Origin of the sequence: Parabacteroides goldsteinii DSM 19448 = WAL 12034, from assembly GCF_000969835.1 — a bacterium.
In the GTDB taxonomy this organism is placed as follows: domain Bacteria; phylum Bacteroidota; class Bacteroidia; order Bacteroidales; family Tannerellaceae; genus Parabacteroides; species Parabacteroides goldsteinii.
In genome coordinates this window covers 2,585,912-2,604,757 of the sequence record NZ_KQ033912.1, presented here as the reverse complement: position 1 = coordinate 2,604,757, position 18,846 = coordinate 2,585,912, and the positions used below count along the sequence as shown (strand labels likewise).

The 18,846-nt window shown below is 38.9% G+C and carries 16 protein-coding genes, 1 tRNA gene and 1 pseudogene; 7 read left to right on the top strand and 11 right to left on the bottom strand.

What is annotated here, in order from left to right:
- Nucleotides 1-97: 97 nt before the first annotated feature.
- The gene (locus HMPREF1535_RS09435) at nt 98-2,686 is read left to right on the top strand and encodes a hypothetical protein (RefSeq protein WP_046145971.1); all 2,589 of its coding nucleotides are present in this window, start codon (nt 98-100) and stop codon (nt 2,684-2,686) included.
- Here the strand turns inward: HMPREF1535_RS09435 and HMPREF1535_RS09430 are convergent, their stop codons facing one another.
- The 5 genes from HMPREF1535_RS09430 to HMPREF1535_RS09410 form a co-directional block, all read right to left on the bottom strand.
- The gene (locus HMPREF1535_RS09430; protein ID WP_046145970.1) at nt 2,687-3,778 is read right to left on the bottom strand and encodes a tyrosine-protein phosphatase; all 1,092 of its coding nucleotides are present in this window, start codon (nt 3,776-3,778) and stop codon (nt 2,687-2,689) included.
- Nucleotides 3,779-3,989: 211 nt separating this feature from the next.
- Nucleotides 3,990-4,877 (bottom strand): HEPN domain-containing protein, encoded by an 888-nt coding sequence (locus HMPREF1535_RS09425; RefSeq protein ID WP_046145969.1) that lies wholly within the window; start codon nt 4,875-4,877, stop codon nt 3,990-3,992.
- Between the two features lie 57 nt (nt 4,878-4,934).
- A complete protein-coding gene (locus tag HMPREF1535_RS09420; protein WP_046145968.1) occupies nt 4,935-6,101 on the bottom strand; it encodes a type II toxin-antitoxin system HipA family toxin in 1,167 nt (388 codons plus the stop codon).
- Nucleotides 6,079-6,414: a helix-turn-helix domain-containing protein gene (locus HMPREF1535_RS09415; RefSeq protein WP_010801025.1), complete on the bottom strand. Its 336-nt coding sequence runs from the start codon at nt 6,412-6,414 to the stop codon at nt 6,079-6,081. Before HMPREF1535_RS09415 ends, HMPREF1535_RS09420 begins: the two co-directional genes overlap by 23 nt.
- Nucleotides 6,415-6,521: 107 nt before the next feature.
- Nucleotides 6,522-7,415 carry a HEPN domain-containing protein gene (locus HMPREF1535_RS09410; protein WP_046145967.1) on the bottom strand — a complete coding sequence of 298 codons (894 nt, stop codon included), beginning with the start codon at nt 7,413-7,415 and terminating at the stop codon, nt 6,522-6,524.
- 367 nt (nt 7,416-7,782) lie between these two features.
- Between HMPREF1535_RS09410 and HMPREF1535_RS26215 the strand changes: the two genes are divergently transcribed.
- From HMPREF1535_RS26215 to HMPREF1535_RS09395, 3 genes and pseudogenes are all read left to right on the top strand, one after another.
- Complete coding sequence (locus HMPREF1535_RS26215; RefSeq protein WP_244275587.1) at nt 7,783-8,040, top strand: hypothetical protein; 258 nt, start codon at nt 7,783-7,785, stop codon at nt 8,038-8,040.
- An 897-nt stretch (nt 8,041-8,937) separates the two neighbouring features.
- Complete coding sequence (locus HMPREF1535_RS09400) at nt 8,938-9,516, top strand: GNAT family N-acetyltransferase (protein ID WP_010801028.1); 579 nt, start codon at nt 8,938-8,940, stop codon at nt 9,514-9,516.
- A gap of 305 nt (nt 9,517-9,821) precedes the next feature.
- Nucleotides 9,822-10,130, top strand: a pseudogene (locus tag HMPREF1535_RS09395) (hypothetical protein); the annotation flags it as partial.
- Nucleotides 10,131-10,219: 89 nt separating this feature from the next.
- Here the strand turns inward: HMPREF1535_RS09395 and HMPREF1535_RS09390 are convergent.
- Both HMPREF1535_RS09390 and HMPREF1535_RS09385 read right to left on the bottom strand, forming a co-directional pair.
- Entirely contained in the window at nt 10,220-10,612 is a 393-nt protein-coding gene (locus HMPREF1535_RS09390) for an ASCH domain-containing protein (protein ID WP_010801029.1), read from the bottom strand.
- A gap of 152 nt (nt 10,613-10,764) precedes the next feature.
- Nucleotides 10,765-11,343: a Crp/Fnr family transcriptional regulator gene (locus HMPREF1535_RS09385; RefSeq protein ID WP_010801030.1), complete on the bottom strand. Its 579-nt coding sequence runs from the start codon at nt 11,341-11,343 to the stop codon at nt 10,765-10,767.
- A 411-nt stretch (nt 11,344-11,754) separates the two neighbouring features.
- On the opposite strand from HMPREF1535_RS09385, the gene HMPREF1535_RS09380 reads away from it, so the two are divergent.
- The 3 genes from HMPREF1535_RS09380 (at nt 11,755) to HMPREF1535_RS09370 (ending at nt 13,611) form a co-directional block, all read left to right on the top strand.
- Entirely contained in the window at nt 11,755-12,324 is a 570-nt protein-coding gene (locus tag HMPREF1535_RS09380) for a Crp/Fnr family transcriptional regulator (RefSeq protein ID WP_010801031.1), read from the top strand.
- 95 nt (nt 12,325-12,419) lie between these two features.
- Complete coding sequence (locus tag HMPREF1535_RS09375) at nt 12,420-12,815, top strand: BSAP-5i family immunity protein (protein ID WP_129698065.1); 396 nt, start codon at nt 12,420-12,422, stop codon at nt 12,813-12,815.
- Between the two features lie 280 nt (nt 12,816-13,095).
- Complete coding sequence (locus tag HMPREF1535_RS09370) at nt 13,096-13,611, top strand: helix-turn-helix transcriptional regulator (RefSeq protein ID WP_121719534.1); 516 nt, start codon at nt 13,096-13,098, stop codon at nt 13,609-13,611.
- A 420-nt stretch (nt 13,612-14,031) separates the two neighbouring features.
- On the opposite strand, the gene HMPREF1535_RS09360 is transcribed toward HMPREF1535_RS09370, so the two are convergent.
- The 4 genes from HMPREF1535_RS09360 to HMPREF1535_RS09345 form a co-directional block, all read right to left on the bottom strand.
- Nucleotides 14,032-14,113 (bottom strand) — tRNA-Leu (locus HMPREF1535_RS09360).
- A 34-nt stretch (nt 14,114-14,147) separates the two neighbouring features.
- A complete protein-coding gene (locus HMPREF1535_RS09355) occupies nt 14,148-15,206 on the bottom strand; it encodes a S41 family peptidase (RefSeq protein WP_010801034.1) in 1,059 nt (352 codons plus the stop codon).
- Between the two features lie 10 nt (nt 15,207-15,216).
- A complete protein-coding gene (locus tag HMPREF1535_RS09350; protein WP_046145965.1) occupies nt 15,217-16,086 on the bottom strand; it encodes a DUF3316 domain-containing protein in 870 nt (289 codons plus the stop codon).
- 3 nt (nt 16,087-16,089) lie between these two features.
- A complete protein-coding gene (locus HMPREF1535_RS09345; protein WP_009860207.1) occupies nt 16,090-18,813 on the bottom strand; it encodes a DNA gyrase/topoisomerase IV subunit A in 2,724 nt (907 codons plus the stop codon).
- Nucleotides 18,814-18,846 lie beyond the last annotated feature (33 nt).

Here is an 18,846-nt window from a genome sequence, read left to right as displayed (position 1 = left end):
CATGCGCCCTTTCTAAAAAAAGCCTGCATCCCTTTGCAACATTTTTATTTATCTGTAACTTCGTATATTCTTCCATATAAGGGAAGTACGAAGTCGCATGAAAACACATTACAACGTTATCAACTATATTTTTCTCTTACTATTTTGCCTTAAAGCATCGGGGCAGGAACCGGACATTGTACTCAATAAACTAACCCAGTTTATTCGTGCGACCGATCAGTTTTCCCAATATATTCCCCACGAAAAAGTCTACCTGCATTTCGATAACACCAGTTACTATCAGGGCGATAATATTTGGTTTACATGTTACGTCGTAACCTCCAAATTGCACCAGGCAACCGAACTGAGCAAAACCCTGTATGTCGAACTGCTCAATCCCGGAGGAGAAATAGTGGACAAGCGTGTCTTGAAAATAGAAGACGGCCGGTGCCATGGTGATTTCACGCTAGGCCAGCTTCCCTTCTATTCCGGATTTTATGAAGTCCGTGCCTACACGAAATATATGTTGAACTTCGGCGAAGACGTTATCTTCTCCCGGCTACTGCCCGTATTTAACAAGCCCAAAGAAGAGGGAAACTTCGAAGAGAAAAACATGCTGAAATACGGATACGGCAAATACCCGAAGAAACGGGAGAAGCCTCAAAAAGACAAGAAAGTAACCTTGAAACTCTATCCGGAAGGAGGAAACCTGATCCACGGCATCACTTCACGGATTGCATTCGAAATAACCGATGCATTCGGTAACCCGCTGGAAGCCTCCGGAAAGATCATCAATGAAGACAAAGAAGATATCTCCACCTTTTCAACAGTTCACGAAGGACGAGGTTTCTTCGACTATACACCTGACGAAAGCAAACGAAAAGCAATAGTCGACTACAACGGCAAACAATACCAATTTGATATGCCCAAGCCATTACCACAAGGATTCACCTTCCATGTGGACAACTTGTCTTCTCCTGACAGTCTCGAAATCTCCCTACAGAAAAATAAATATACTCCCGCCGAGAAACTGGGCCTGGTTTTTATCAGCAGAGGACAACTACATGGCTACAGCCTTATTAATGTCATCCATAATGAAACAATCCGGTTCAAAGTAGATAAAACAAACTTCCCGGCAGGTGTTGCACAAGCCATATTATTCAATTCCGATGGAGAAATACTTTGCGACCGCCTCCTATTCAACAACAAAGACAACCAATTTAGTATTCAGTCAAAAACCTCGAAAGAGACATACGAGCCTTACGAAGCAGTCGATATGGAATTTACCCTAACCGACCGGGAAGCCAATCCCGTACAAACGCCATTCTCCTTATCGGTGAGAGACGGCATGAACGAAGTTGCGTGGAATCATACTATCCTGACCGATCTACTGCTGATGTCCGAAATCAAAGGGTACGTCCGCAACCCGTCTTACTATTTCGAAGCGGACGACTCTACCCATCGCTCAGCTCTCGACCTTCTTATGATGGTGCAAGGCTGGCACCGTTATTCCTGGAAGCAGATGGCAGGTATAGAACCATTCGACTTGAAATACAGGCCGGAACAAGGTATCGAAATGCACGGCCAGGTAGTTTCATTTGTCAGGAAAATACCCAAACCGAATGTCACCGTCTCTTCCTTCCTGCTCAAAAGGGGCGAAGAGGAAAAGCCCGGCAATGCGTTCGATGTATTTGTTACAGACAGCCTGGGACGTTTCGCTTTCCGTACAGATATTACCGGGAAATGGAATATGATACTGGCTGTAAGCGAAAAAGGGAAAAAGAAAGACCACCGGATCATACTGGACAGGCTTTTCACTCCGGAACCTAAGAGATACCGCTATGCCGAGATGCAAGTGAATATCGCCGATAGAGCGGAAGGAGATAAAGAAGAAAAAACTGAGCTGGAAGAAGTTCCCGATATTCAGGAACCGGAAGAAGATATCAACGCCCTGCTGACTTCTTACGAAGATTCATTGGCCAAAGCGGGAAACAAAGAAAAAATCCTCCGCCTGGATGAAGTAACCGTTACCGCTAAAAAGAGATCACGTGAAAAGGATATCTACAACAACCGATCGAAATCTATCGCCTATTATGACGTTCAGTCAGAATGGGATGATATCACGGACCAGGGCAAATACATCGGAAAAGATATCCATGAACTGATGATTAATATGAATAATAATTTCAGAAAAGCCTTCTCCAGACAGGACGAATATCTGCAATACAAAGGCAGAATGCCTCTTTTTGTAATCAACTATGAACCGACGATGGCTACTGAAATGGATTACAACAAATACAAACTGATCCGGCTCGAAGCCATCAAGTCTATCTACATCAACGAGGATATCTCCACTATGTGTAAATATGCAGACCCAAGAATATCTCCGCTGGAAATAGATAAGATATATGGTTGTGTCGTTTTTGTTGAAACATACCCGGAAGACAAGATTCCGACAGATGCAGGTAAAGGGGTACGAAAAACCTGGCTGGAAGGTTACAGCCAGGTCAAAGAATTTTATAGTCCCGATTATTCAGTGCTTCCTCCCGAACCGGATTACCGACGCACTTTATACTGGAATCCCTCCGTTATTCCGGATGAAAAAGGCAAAGCCAGTATCCGGTTCTACAATAACAGCAGATGCCGGAAGTTCAAGGTAAGTGCCGAGACAATTACAGCAGATGGAATAATCGGGGTTTACAAGTAATCAATACAAGTATAACTGTTTCATTTTCTGGATATCGACTCCTAACGTTTCTGTCAGGAACTTAGTCATGGAGCCATACTTTTCGTCTATCTTATCATAGGCGGCATTCAGATATTTTTCATCGACAGTTACTAACGGGGCGATCTGAGGATAATATTTCAAATACGAATCATATTTACCCTTAATATATTCTTTACTAAGCAAATAATCCTTCATAATCGTCGCCTTATCCACATCGAGAGCCGACAGGATAAGCATGGTCGCAACCCCGGTACGATCTTTACCAGCTGAACAATGATAACTTAACGGTAAAGAATTTTCATCCTGAAGATATTTAAAGAACTCTTTGTATTTGGCCACATAATCATCATAACTGATCATTTCGATATACCCGTCAATCATGATCTGTGCAGTTTCTTCCTCACTAAGTCCCTTAGATATACTTCCGATAATTTCATCAGAAAATATATTACCGGCATTGATCTCTAAATTATAAGGATTCTTTACAGTAGAAGGCAATTTATCCGGAGCAGCCGGCATCATACCGCCAAATCCACCTTCTTTTTCTGTTGCAGTACGAAAATCGACAACGGTTTTCAGTCCCGTACTTGCCAGATATGTCAGGTCGGCATCAGTCATCTTATTCATTTCGTCCGTACGGAACAATTTTCCCCAACGAACAAACTTCCCCTCTTTATTTTTTATACCGCCCAAATCCCTGAAGTTATACGCAGTGACCGGCAACAATCTTTCTGCCAATAAAGCCTGACCTTCAGCCGTCTTAAACAAGAATACGGATCTTTTTCCGGCATCAACGCTCAAATCGAAAGAGCCTTTTCCGTCACCGGTCAGACAAGGTGTATTCATATCGATATCTTCAGCTGTAGAACCGGCATATAATTCCCAGGCTTTATCGGTATCCACACTCAGCACAGCCTTTTTCGTCTCTTTATCACGGGTAATCCCAGCATCTTCGCTTATATCCTTACCCGAATATCCAACAGTCGTTTTCTCATCATCGTCCCCACAAGAAACAAATACTCCGGAGGCACAAAATAGTAGCAATAAACAGCTAAACAAATTCTTCTTCATAACACGCTTTTACTCATTAATAAATATTTTAAAAGGCGCGCAAGATACAGGTTTAAAACCAATTACACAAAAACAGAACCGGTTTTAGCCCCATAAATGAAATTTAGAATATCGTTTATTTATTTTGGAATATAAAAAAAGGTAACCTCGTTTGTCATCTTATTTTATCAATGCAAAGCATTCATTAAATTGCAATATAATTGATTTCTGGTCAATCAGTATTTCCATATTCCTTAATTTTCTCCTCACAAATCCGCATTGTAATATCTCGAAGCATTTCCACCTTTGGTATAAGTGCATCAATATCTTCTTTTGTGACTACAAAATGAGGATTATAGCGGGCATCCACATAGGCAGCTTTTAATAGTTTAAAAAATCGTTTCTCTTCGGAGGTGTTTTGAGGAAATACATTATTCAGATCATCGGAATAACGTCTTACAGAAGATATTAATTTGGAAAGGTTATGCTGTTTACTGTTTCGTAGTGTATGTGTTAAACGGATAGCATAGTAATAATTTTCACAGGATTGATGAAGAAAAAAAGATGCCTCTTTATAATCTGTCTCTTTGTCAGCCATTATTGCATACTTTAAAAAGTTATTTGCTCTCACACACTTTTCATCAAAATACTCTTGTGCCTGCTCTCTGATCTCTTCAAAGTTTAATTTCCGACGACGAGATAATTTATATCTCCCACTATCATAAAGAATAATTCCTTCCTGCTTTATTTGTGTATAGAAATACCGCCCCTCTTCAATGAACTTATTAAGCTGCTTAATATCATCATTGATAAACTCAACAGGGGTATCGCGGTCAAAATCTTTTCCGGCAAAGAAGATATCTTCTACGTTATCCAAGATGGTTTCCGCCTTTTTACTGTTTATTCCGCTTGTTATCACGTAGATGTCATAATCTGATATTTTAACGGTAGGAATACCGCCGTCTTCAATCCGTATACTACGGCGAACATAATTGCCCCTCGCATAACTTCCATACAGAATAATAAACTCCGTCTGAGGTAAGCGACGAAGTATCTCCGTTATAAGAAAATTCAGTTCTTCCTGTTTGTCTTTAGGCAGATAAGCGATCGAGTCTTTCATTATGCTTGATTATGTACAACGTTAAAATACAAAAGTACATTATTATGTGAACAACTGCTACTTATTGGATCTTTCTTTGAATCTGTCGGCAAGAATTTCTTTGCAGACTTCTTTAAGCTGACCGATAATCTCTTGTCCTCTTTTACGGGAAATACGGATACCCTCGCCCACGACAAGCATGTCTTCAATAGTTGGATTTCCGCTGCCGTTAGCAGTTGTAGCGTGTTCACCATTATAACCGCCACTACATCTTGTCAAATCGTAGGCTGGTGCCAATTCCCATTGGGCGTTCCTATAATAAAAACTGAAGTTTTTAACATGGTCGTCTTTGTTTTCAGCCAGTATATTAAATACCATTCTTCGGAACATTTCTTCCACCTGAACAGGGTCTTGCGTGATGACTCCGGTTAAAGCCAATAAATTCTCATAAGTCAATGCCGGATAATGGATAGATTGATTAAGTAAAGCTCCGGCTGTTGCGGTGTGTAAACGTTGACCATCTTCTATATCAAATCGTTTTGTAGCAAAATATTTATTTTTAATAAGTTTAAAGTCAGGCACATTGATACCTGATGCACGAGCAGCTTTATTATATTGATATTCCATTTTACCCATATCTTTCGGATCATTGATATGACGGAATTTCAATATCCAATCTCCTTCCTCATCTTTATAAAGTGATTTTGGGCGACAGCCACCTGAATTACCACTATTAAAATAAAGAACATCGACATCCTTATCCGTTTTCTCGGCAAGCACCTCGAGAGCTAAATTTTGCATATAATCTAATTCCGGTAGACCTTTTGGCTCACCGATATATAATTCAGGCACATACGATAAGGCCCCCATTCCGGAAGCGCCAACAATACTTAAACGTTGCACAGGAGTCAAGCTGGTATCATCTATCCCCTCTTTTTGCAATATTCTGTTTAAAAGATAACGCCCGTACCCGTCAGGCAGGCTGTCTTCAAAAATTCCAAAATTGCCATAGAAAGGTTCTATGGGGGCAATAAACAAACCTTCTTTCAAGTCTAATTGCCTTGGAGCAATAGAAAAACCGGACTTTAGCCATTCTTTATCATATTCAAAAGCACACCTTTGAGTAGGAGTCATAGCAAGTTCACCCACCTTTTTGTCTCCATAGAATACAGACACTTTATTTATCTGTCTGATTTTCTCCAAAGACCTTATTTTCCTGGTTTCACTCTTTTTCTTTCCTGACATTACGGCTTCCTCTTTTCCTGTTTAAATTCCTGTTTATCTCATCCAGTTCAGCCATTGTGTTGTATAATGGTTCTGACAATAATTGTTTCAAATCATTGGTATACCCCAACGCTTTTGCCAATGCAACAAAAGAAACTAAAGATATGACATGCTTCGTTTCAAATTTCGCGATTGTAGCAGCAGGAACCTTACTCAAATCTGCCAAAGCATCTCGTGAGAGGCCTTTTTCCAAACGTCTCTTCTGACAGTTTTGTGCCAGAACCTTCATTATGGCTTCTGTCTTATCTTCGTCGAATGTATATAATAAAGTCATACTATAGTAGCAATAAACGGCTTAATCAATATTATTGTATTAGTTACAAAGATAATATTTATTTCCAGTAAATACAAAAAGGACAACTATCGAAAGTGTCGATGTATCTATATACCACTCTGCTCCCCATACTCCTTAATTTTCGCCTCACAAATCCGCTTCGTTATATCCCTAAGCAATTCGACTTTTGGGATAAGCGCATCGATATCCTCTTTAGTCACGACGAAGTGAGGATTATACCGGGCATCCACATAAGCGGCTTTTAATAGTTTAAAAAGTCGTTTCTCTTCAAGTGTGTTTTGAGGGAATACAGTACTCAGATCATCGGAATAGCGCCTGGTGGTAGAAGATAATTTGGATAGATTATGTTGTTTGTTATTTCGCAAAGTAAATGTCAATCGGATAGCATAGTAATAATTTTCACAGGATTGATGAAGATAAAAAGATGCCATTTGATACCTATCTCTTTCTTTATTTGTTATGGCATCATCAAAAAAGAAATTTCCTTTTTCAAACTTCTCATTAAAATAGTCCTGTGCCTGTTTCTTTATCTCATCAAAATTGAGTTTTCTCCTACGGGACAATTTGTATTTTCCACTATTATAAAGTATTACTCCTTCCTGCTTTATTTGTGTATGGAAATACCGGCCCTCTTCAATAAACTTATTAAGCTGCTTAATATCATCGTTGATAAACTCGACCGGAGTGTCGCGGTCAAAATCTTTTCCGGCAAAGAAGATATCTTCTACGTTATCCAGAATGGTTTCTGCCTTTTTGCTGTTTATTCCGCTTGTTATCACGTAGATGTCATAATCTGAGATTTTAACGGTAGGAATACCGCCGTCTTCAATTCGTATGCTACGGCGAACATAATTACCCCTCGCATAACTTCCATACAGAATAATAAACTCCGTCTGAGGTAAGCGACGAAGTATCTCCGTTACAAGAAAATTCAGTTCTTCCTGTTTGTCTTTGGGCAGATAAGCGATTGAATCTTTCATTATGCTTGATTATGTACAACGTTAAAATACAAAAGTACAAAAAAAGCAGAATTGCCTTTAGCTTTTTGATTCTAAATCATATATTTGCACAACGTTCCTGTTTTTATTTGTTTTGTTTGATAGTACAGAATGAATAAGTCTATATAATACAGGTAATTAAAATATCATAGTATTAATATAGGCTCGATTCCTCCGAATCAGGCTTAAAAAGGAACGTATTCATATGGACAATAATAATATAACTGGAATAAAAGGCTATTACTATCTGCTACAACAAATTACTTCTTTATTAAATCTGTCATTACCAGAAATTAGACAGAAATATATAAACTATCCATATTGCTTGATAGACTATTTCGAAAAAAATGTGGAAGAAAAATCGATCGAGATACGATTTGACCAGGAAGCATTTACGATGACTTGTCTTTTCAGCAACGAAGGTAAATGTGAGTTTGTTTATTTATTCCCTGATAAAAATGAGTATGTAAAGGGATTCATCTCTTATCTGGAGATAACCCAAAACTACGACTATTTAATGAATAGATGGGTGATACCAGGTTGTTACATAAAAGCGAAGGCAATAGAACATCTATCCAATAATATTTGCCTGATGTTTTATAATTAACCGGTAGTCCCTAAACCATAAGAAGACTATAGCAAAAGCCTTTTTATATTTTCTTACAGGCACGGATTATACGGATTTGACAAATTGCTTATTTATCTAAACAATGAAATCTGTATAATCCGTACTTGAATTATATTATTATGAAGAACTCACGAATATCAAACTGTCAATTCAACCCTCCTATGAAAAGGCTGCACGGGAGAGAATCAAGACATGCTACCTTTTACACCACCGTCAGCAACTTAAGAAATAACATATCATCTTGCCTGAAGCAACCAAAACAGCATTATGCTGCCCATATCAAATAAAACAAAACAATCGACCAAATATTTATCGTATACACTACATATTGTCAATCCACTTACAACACTCATCTGCCTTGTTATAGAACACAAAAAGTGTTATTCAACATGCTTTTATACTACAAAATAGCTTCAAAAGAGGCCATAATCAACACTTATTAACAAAGAATTTCCATTTAAATAAATCCCTATCTCATTTAAAATGAAAAAAAATTCGTTTTAAACGAGATGGAAAATCCTTTTAAACGAATTGCAAAAGTCATATACCTAAAGGATATTGTTAAATATTGTATTTAGCGCTCTTCTGTAACACCAATTTGACATAACATACAAGTTAGCAAAAAGACTATAATAAAATCTTTTAATTCAAAAGAAAAGCAATATTGCCTCATTTTGTCAAATTCCATAATTTCACTTCAAAAGTTCGTGTTGTCATCTTATCATTTCACGTAATATCCCACTTTAACACATTGCATTAAAGGATAAAACGGCTGTTTTCCAAATATTTACTATCTTTGGAGATGAGTAAAAATTGTATTCTTAGAAAATACAATTGCCACAATGGAGTCTTAAATCAAATAAAAAGAAAAGACATATGCTTGAATCCAAAAACGTTGATAGAGCAGGTACTACTTTCGGCAATATTCTGACCGACAGGTTGATCATACGGTTAGCAAACCCGGATGATGCGGAAGAAATATACGCTTACCGCTCTGATACTATTGAAAACCAATATCAGGGCTGGTTCCCCGAATCTGTGGAGGAAGTTCGTAATTATATAACCAATATGCCGGTGACTATAGATATAGCCGACATATGCTTTCAATTTGCCATTCTTACCAAGAATGAAAACCGTCTGATCGGAGATTTGGGAATAATCTTCACAGGACACGAAAGAATGCAGGTAGAGGTCGGTTGTACGTTGAATAAAACTTTTCAAGGTAAAGGATATGCCACCGAAGCATTAACGGCAATGGTAAACTATTTTTTCACAATCCTAAAGAAACATCGTATTGTAGCATCTATTGATCCAAGAAACACCGCCTCTATCCGACTTATCGAACGACTGGGATTCAGGAAAGAAGCTCATTTCAAAGAGAGTTATTTCCTTCGTGGCGAATGGGTAGACGATATAATTTATGCTATGCTCGATAAGGATTGGGGTAACAAATGAATACTTACACTTTTTCCAATGCTGCGATCATATTTTTCTTCGCTTATATGTATCTCTATATTCCCGGAGCAATTGATTGACCATAGCATCACCACCTTCAAATGTTCTCATCCGCTTCAACATGCGGGCTACACAATCATAAGCAGAGGAATGAGTTATTAAAGCCTCTTCCTCTACATAGTCATGGTAAATATCCAATATCTCTTTTTCGAAATGTGGCTTTAGAGAAAATTCTCGAACGAGCCAAGTATTTTAAAGAAAAGCTAAAGGTATTGTTTCCGGCTGATACGCAGCAAACGGAAAGGGCAGGAATAATCATTTGCCTTACGTCGTTAGTCCTGAATATTCGTTTTGCGGAACGGATGCAGCAGTTACAAGACAATGATATGAAATACCGTTATCTCCTGATGAAATGAAAAGCGGACGGGAAAAGCCTTGATTTGCTGGAGATGAATTTTAACCGGAAACGGGATAATGTATTTATTCAAAGCGTAACAGATACGGTTATAGATTTTGAATATCGTAGCAGGTTGTCATCTTCAGGCAGCACCTTGAAGAGGTGGTTTATCAAGTTGCCGTTTAAACTGCTCGGGATATTTTATTTGCTATTCTAAAATGTGTATTTCATTATTTATTAGTCCTATTGCTTCATCAATGAGATACCAATAAGACATTTTCACTTATATTTCAGTGAGAAAGTAGTTTATTCTTGTGTCTTGGGTACAACAACAGTAAACCATTCACAAAGCAACCTTGTTTCTCCTGTGAGTTTTAACCCAATTTTCTTTAATATAGAAGAATAGTATTCTGTATGAATTCTTTTCCAATTTTCTAAACTTACATCTCCTTCTTCTATTGAAAATTTTTCTGTAATACTTTCGAATTTTACAATTTCAATTTTAGTAATTTGTATTATACAGATTTCTTTATTGTGTGAATCAAGTATAGAAGCAAATTCATTTACTTTTATTATATCTTTGTATTCATTGTAGTGATAATCATATAAAGATGAAGTCGCTGTTTTTTTTCCTGATAATACTTTCATTGCTAATTCATCAGCATTACATCCAAACTGAATTTTATGTTTTATATCCATTTTAATTGTGTTCTTAGTTGATTGATATTAAAAATCGCAGATAATCTAATCAGTATACAACCTGTGTTATAGTTCATTTGCAGTTAGCAGAAGGCATTATATAATAAAGATGCAAAGTAAGGCAGAATGCAGTAAAAAAGTCTTGAAAAAATTCAAGACTCTTTTAATAATATTTTTTTTCGGATATGGCTGACGGTCTCAGGAGTAACACCAATAAAAGACGCAATTTCTTTTAGAGAGACTTCTTCTTTCAAATTGGGACACCGCTGCATTAACGTTATGTACCTCTGTTCTGGAGAATCACAATATGCCTGCAGCATTCGTTTGTATGCCATTTTAAACATAGACTCTGCTACATTACGCCCCAATCTCTGTGTATCTGCGTTCATTTCTAAGAAATCAATTAATTCTTTATATGTTAGTTGATAAACTACACAATCTGTAATGGCTTGAATGCTTACAAGTGCTGGTTCTCTATGGATAAAAGAAGCATAATCACAAACAAATTCTTTCTCGAACGAAAAACAGACAATACGTTCATTTCCAGCTTCATTCATGTAAGTATATCGAAATGAACCATTTTCTATCCATCCAGCAATTAGAGATGGAAAATTTTGTTGCAAGAAGTATTCCTTTTTTGTGTATTCAACTCTTTTGCCTTTTTCTAAGAAAAACTCTTTGAGAATTGTGTAACTATTTAAATGTGATATTGATAAATTGACCTCTGACATAGTATTTCTTTTTGCCTGATGCACAAAGATATAAAGAATATCCTATAAAAGCCTCTTTTTTAGAACAAGTGCGTACATTCCTTTTTCCTAAAACATCTTTTTTAATTTAGAATTATCCAAATCATTTATATGGGATTAAAAATTTCATTTCTATATTGACTTTGTTTACTTCAAAATTAGAAAAAACATATAAAGCAAAGTTCAAAAATTGTTGAATACTCGTTCCACATCCCCATGAACAAGAAAGATGTTTCGAATTTTCCATTGGTGAATTGTTCGATCTACCTTTTATTCCCAATAGTACCAACCCCAAAGAGGAGGAGTTCAGAAAAAGGTAACCACTTCTTTGTGTATGTTCAAAATAATTACCGCCTAAAAATCATATCTTTGCAAATATAAGCGGATTATAAGATGGTGAACTTCAATGAATACATAAATGAGATTGATTTCTCAGAATTCAAAAAGCACTTTTTAGAAAAGGGAAAGTCAATCGAGATTAAAAAGAAGGATTATTTTGTTAGACAAAATGAGCCATGTAAATATGTGGGATTTGTCGAAAGTGGCATTTTTAGATATACTCGTATTGATAATGCTGGTAACGAACCTATTGTCGGTTATAGTTTTACCGAAGATTTTGTGTGTGATTACCCATCACTGATTAAGCACATGGGGTCATTAACCAATATTCAAGCTGTTACAGATTGTTCTGTGTACGTGTTATCTATGAAAGAACTGAATGATTTTTGGGAAACAAGCATAAATACTCAACGTTTTGGTAGATTGGTAGCAGAAGAAATTTTTGTAGAAATGTATCAACGGCTACTTGGCTTTTACTGCGACACAGCAGAGCAGCGTTATGTTGCGCTACTAAAGCGCTGCACAAACCTCCCCCAGCATATTACTTTAAAAGAGATAGCCTCGTTTCTTGGTGTGACACCTGAAACCGTCAGCCATATACGAAGAAAACTACGGCAAAAATGAAAGTCTTGAAGTATTTCAAGGCTTTTTTTATTCATGTTCTCCAACTTTGCACGTATTATTATTCCCTGAATTATTATCAATTAAAATATAGTTATATGAAAAATTTATTCAGAACATTTGTAATACTGTTTTTGGCAATCGTATCCACTTCTTGCAGTAATGATAATGATGATTTTAGATTTGACTCTGAATCATTGAAACAGACGACATGGGAGGGAGTTAATCTCGTAACCGATGGAGATAAAACTATAAGGACAATTAACGTAGAGATGCAATTCTTTGATACACAGAATGGTCAATATATTCTTAGGGAAGACGGATTCGGAGCTGAGGTATATAAGTTTAACTATTCCATTGAAGGTAAAATTATGAATATAGAGGACGGACCTCTTTTTAGTAAACGTACTATGTTAGAATTTGCTAAAGATAGGATGGTATTAGAAGCACTTAGTTCATACAAGTCGACACTTACCTTAAATCGACGATATTAACGAAACTGTTTATCACCAATTATTACTGACATTTGATAATTAAAGGAAATTATAAGCAAGGGGGGACTTATTCTCAAATTGGAGTGAAGTACCCCTTTGCTTGTTTTCAGAAGTTCGTAAAATTGGGGTTCAGGAAAGAAGCACTATTTCCTTCGTGGCGAATGGGTAGACGATATAATTTATGCCATGCTCGATAAGGATTGGGGTAATTGAGTAGGGGGAGCTAAATAAATATCCACATATTGTATTTCTAAACAAATTTGTTTATTTTTGTAGTGATATGAAAGATCAATTAGAAATATTGAAAGGTGTTCACCCTGGCTTATTTTTAAGCAGGGAGTTACGAAATCGTCAATTAAGAAGTGGTGCATTTGCAGAATCCATAGGAGTTCATCCTCAAACGTTAAGTGCCATCATTAAGGGACGAAGAAATATGAACATACCTTTGTCTCTAAAGATCGAGAGATCACTCCATTTAGACGAAGGACTACTAATGACCTTACAGGTTTATTATGATATTGAATTGGAAAAGAAGAAAGAAGCTCAATCATATCATCCTGATCTTTCTATATATCGTAAGATCTTGTTTTGGGATACAGACTTTGATAAATTAGATTGGAACACCAATAAACGGTATATCATTAATCGTATTTTTGAACGGGGAAATGAAAAAGAAATACTTGAAACAATTCGTTTCTATGGTAAAGACACAATCCTGTCGTTGCTGGACTTAAATAATAAGTATGCAGTCAATCTAAAATCTAACATTCAAAAATATCTGAATTATGCCAACTAAACTCAAATATCAAACAGTAACGCCATTACTAATACAGATCCTTTTATTCGTCCTGCAGAAGTCATTGATAATATACGTCTAACGTCTTTTGAGGCTATTATAGCCATGAAGCTAGATATCATCGGACATGGTGGACGGAAAAAGACTTTTGGGATATTCACGAATTACATAATACATATTCGATAACTGAAATGTTAAACTTATATGTAGAACGTTTTCCTTACAATCATACGAAAGAAGAAATTATTCAAGGTTTCACTAATTTTGATATTGCAGATTCCGACCCCAATCCCAAATGCTTAAAAAAGAAGAACTGGCAACTGATAAAATTAGATTTCATTGATTGGCTAAAACAAACCTAGCAACCAGCACAAATCAAAAAATCCCTCTAAGAACATCTTAGAAGGATTTTGCATTTTGTGCGGCTGAAGGGACTCGAACCCCCACGCCGTGAAGCACCAGATCCTAAGTCTGGCGTGGCTACCAATTACACCACAGCCGCATTTGGTTTGCGGTGCAAAGGTAAATCTTTTTTATTAATCTGCAAGTATTTCGGGGGAGATTTTATTTATATCAGGCTCTGACAGTTCTGAGCCGGACAAAAGGCGCGAGATAGCAGCTTCTATAATAGTGTCTTTTCCTTTCTGCATATCTTCTTTGGTCATAGCCACTTCCTGATCCGGATCAATACCAAACTCTGTATGTTTCTTGTCTGCATCAAGGATCGGGCAAGCGGAAAAACGGACACTCCACCCTATGGGTAACTCCGTTGTAAAAGGGAAACCGCTACCACCTCCGGTACGGTCACCCATAATCATTACGTGGGGTAATAAACGCATCGTACTCACAAAATTATTCGTGGCACTGTAACAATGACGGTTCGTCAAAACGATAACCGGTTTCTGCCAGCGAAGCCGGTCGGACGGAGAAAGATATAAAGGATAAGGAGTGGAAAAGTCATTATGCCCATTCCCTTTTTTATACATGACATAGCCGGTCAATATCTTTTCTTCCAGGAAACGTTGGGTGATCCGGTCCGAATTTGACATCGCACCTCCCCCGTTATTTCGTACGTCAAAGATGATACCTTTACAGTCTTTGAAATGCAGGAACATATTATCCAGATTACTTTCGCCTACCCCGCTGGAGAAATTACCATAGTAAACATAACCCACCTGGTTATCAGACAGACATTTATATTTCAGTCCACCGGCAATTTTATAATCTGTCCCCAGATAATTCTTCTGTATGTCCGAATCGAAATTAGCCGGATAATCCTCATACCAAGCCCAGTAACGGGCCACATCGAATGAAGAAAACAGATTCGTATGCCCGTCCTTCAGTTCCGCCAGCATTTTACCCAATACATCAAACAGGTCGTACTGGCTCATCTTATCATCGATCTGAACACTGTAACGGTCGTGCACTTCATCCCAATCGATATTCTTAAATTCGAAGAAACAATAATTCTCATCCAGAATCCGCCAAAGCGCCTCAAAGTTATCCCTGGGAGACGGATTATACTTATCCGCCTTCTCGCAAGCCGAAAGAAGGATACCCGTCAGGAATAAATAATATAGAATATGTAATTTCATTTTTTCGCTTTCAATAGTAGGCACTGCTGTACTTATGCCTCTGTTTCAGGCGTTTCCCTCCAAAGGAATAAAATTCCTTCACCAGGCCGATCATAAAGGAGTTGGATAAAACATGCATCTTAATCCCGTTCACATCTGTCCGGTACATGCTGTTCAGATAGCCGGCCCTCACCGTAAAATTTGCTATCGGAAAGTCGAAAGTGAAATAATTCCTCATGGCAAATTTATTATGAAGCGAACTGAACTTTATCACACCGCTACGGTCTCCCTGGCTGAGATAATAATAAGGTTGACCTTTATGGATGGCAAACAGGACACCGATAAACGGTATTTCCATCTGGTAACGGAAAGTCACCGGATAATTCCCGAACTTAAAACCATAAATCCCCATCGCCGAGAAGTTCAAATCCAGATCAGCCTTGCCCGAAGCCGGATTGTTCGTGTTACGAGTATTATAAATAAAACCACCCGACAAACGACCTGAAAGGCCTGTCAGAACTTTCAGATTCGGCAACAGGTTGGTAAATCGGTAGTGATATCCAAGCGAATAGTCCACAAAACCCACATAATCGGTTGCCACGTCCGCAGCATTCCGGGTAGATGCAAACTCGACATTGAGAAACTGCTGGCGCGATACCTTATAATCCGCCAGCCGGACAATCTTCATCCGTTCATTCTGTATCCGTACACCCCATCCCGTATATTTCGTTTCTATCCCGGGAGTCAGGTAGGTATCCATGACATTGTAACCGCCTATTCCTATCATCGTCGCCTCATTGACCGATCGCGGAATTTCGTCTTCCACATTTTTGTCTGTCTGAGCCGCAAGCGGAAACACCAGACAAAACGACAAAATCATCAGAGAGGCCAACGTCTTCATAGGCTATTCATCAAACAACTTCATCTGCCCGGTTATTTCGTCTATAATATCCGAATCACTCTCTGTTTGCCCGGTATCGTCATTATCCGGATTACCTTCTCCACTCGTATCTCCCGGCTGTTCCGCAGGAGCAAAGCGGGTTGGTTCAAGCTCATTGACCGTTTCCACCTCAAAGGTAGAGATACGTTTGCCTTTCGCTTTGAAGCCTTTCACTGCGATAAACTCTTCCGCATCCAGCACAAGAGGCTCGCGGAAAGCGTCATGACCACCGAATACCACCTCAATACGGGGATAAACCTCATCGGTAAGCAACATCAGGCGGCTCTTCGGATTCTCACCCAGGAAGTTCTGCTTCTTGCTACCGGCTTCCAGCACGAAACGTTTCAGATACGGATATTTCTGGTCGGCATCATATAAAGCGGCCGTCCAGACTTTATTCGAGTTGAATTTCTCTATAATCTGTATATTGTCGTCGTAGTGATTGCTCAGATCAAAGTTCGTCGTATAGAAATCCCCGTTGCGTAAAACTACCAGGATCAGGTCATCGCTCTGGAATTCGCCCAGTTCGTCACCGCGACCGTCATAGTTCAGGCGCAGCACATCCCAGTCGAACCAAACCTGGCGTCCTCCCAACGTAGAACTACCCTTCTGTTTCAGGCTGATCTTATGCACATCCGCCTTTGTCAGGATATTTCCCATCGAGCCACGTCCCTTAATGGCGATCTCGCTGAAATCTTTTTCAAACACAAGCAGTTTCTGGCGGGGTTTCGGTTTAAGGATCACCTTGACCGTTTCAGCTTCCCCATTGGGGTTCGCACTGAAATATAACACCCGTGAACCCTCCGTTCCTTTCGTCACGTCATACTCCTTATCACGTGTCACACCGGTGACGGCAAAGCGTTTGATGTAGTTATAACCGACTTTTCCATCACGGTAAATAACATTGTAAATAGTGCGGGTATCGTTACGTTTGAATACATTCACATACAAAACATCTTTCCCGACAAACATTTTATCGCTGACCTTCACGATCTTATACGTTCCGTTACGATAGAACAGGATGATATCGTCTATATCCGAACAGTTACAAACATATTCATCTTTCTTGAGGCTCATTCCCATGAAACCTTCCGCACGGTTGATATAGAGCTTTTCGTTTGCTTCCACCACCTTCGTTGCTTCGATCGTGTCGAAGTTACGGACTTCGGTCATACGCGGATAATTCTTGCCATATTTTTCCTTCAACATGGTAAACCAGTTGATCGTATAGTCTACGATATTATCCAGATGATGATTGATGCGCTCGATCTCTTCGCGAATCTGGGCAATCAATGCATTGCTCTTTTCCGAGTTGAATTTAAGGATACGTCCCATCTTGATCTCCATCAGTTTAAGGATATCTTCGCGGGTTACTTCACGGATAAAATCAGGCTTGAACGGAGTCAGGCGCAAGTCGATATGAGCCACGGCCTCATCCATATCCTTCGAGTTTTCAAACTCTGCATCCTTATAAATACGTTCTTCAATAAATATCTTTTCGAGGGAAGCGAAGAAGAGAGTTTCTTCCTGCTCGGCTTTCTGTATCTGTAATTCGGTACGCAACAGATGCAGCGTATCGTCTGTCGAATGACGCAACACGTCGCTCACTTTGAGGAAGTGAGGTTTGTTGTCCATGATCACACAACAGTTGGGCGAAATGCTGATCTCACAATCTGTAAAGGCATACAAGGCATCGATCGTTTTGTCTGACGATACGCCCGGAGCCAGATGCACCAGGATTTCTACATCTTTCGCCGTATTGTCATCGACTTTCCGGATCTTGATCTTTCCCTTGTCGTTTGCTTTCAAGATGGATTCGATCACGGAAGAAGTCGTTCTTCCGTATGGAATTTCGCTGATTACCAATGTTTTGTTATCCAGCTTGGTTATTTTAGCACGGACTTTTACCGAACCACCGCGCTCACCGTCATTATATTTAGAGACATCGACATAACCTCCTGTCTGAAAATCAGGATATAAAGCGAAGTCTTCCCCCTTCAGGTAAGCTATCGAAGCGTCCAGTAACTCGTTAAAATTATGAGGAAGTATTTTAGAAGAAAGACCGACGGCAATACCTTCCACTCCCTGGGCCAGCAGCAAAGGGAATTTCACCGGCAAAGTAACCGGTTCTTTATTACGCCCGTCATAAGATAGCTGCCAAAGAGTAGTCTTCGGATTAAAGACTGTTTCAAGAGCAAATTTGGAAAGACGTGCTTCGATATAACGGGGAGCAGCGGCACCGTCACCAGTAAGGATATTACCCCAGTTTCCCTGGCAATCGATCAGCAGGTCTTTCTGTCCCAACTGTACCAGCGCATCCCCGATAGAAGCATCTCCATGAGGGTGGAACTGCATGGTATGCCCCACGATATTGGCGACCTTATTATACCGTCCATCATCCAAACGCCTCATCGAGTGCAAGATACGACGTTGCACAGGTTTCAGACCGTCATTGATATGCGGCACTGCACGTTCCAGGATCACGTACGAAGCGTAATCCAAAAACCAATCCTGATACATCCCCGACAGATGATAGGATACGCGGCCTTCTCCCTTCCCGGGTATTTTATATTCCGAATGTGTAGTAGAATCAGATTGCTCACCATTTTCCTGTGAGTCTGTATTTGTCTGTTCTATTTCCTCGTTCTCGTTTTCTTCTGTGAAATCTTCAATATCCTCTGGTTTCATATACTTATATGGTGCTCTATCTTCTTTTTCAGC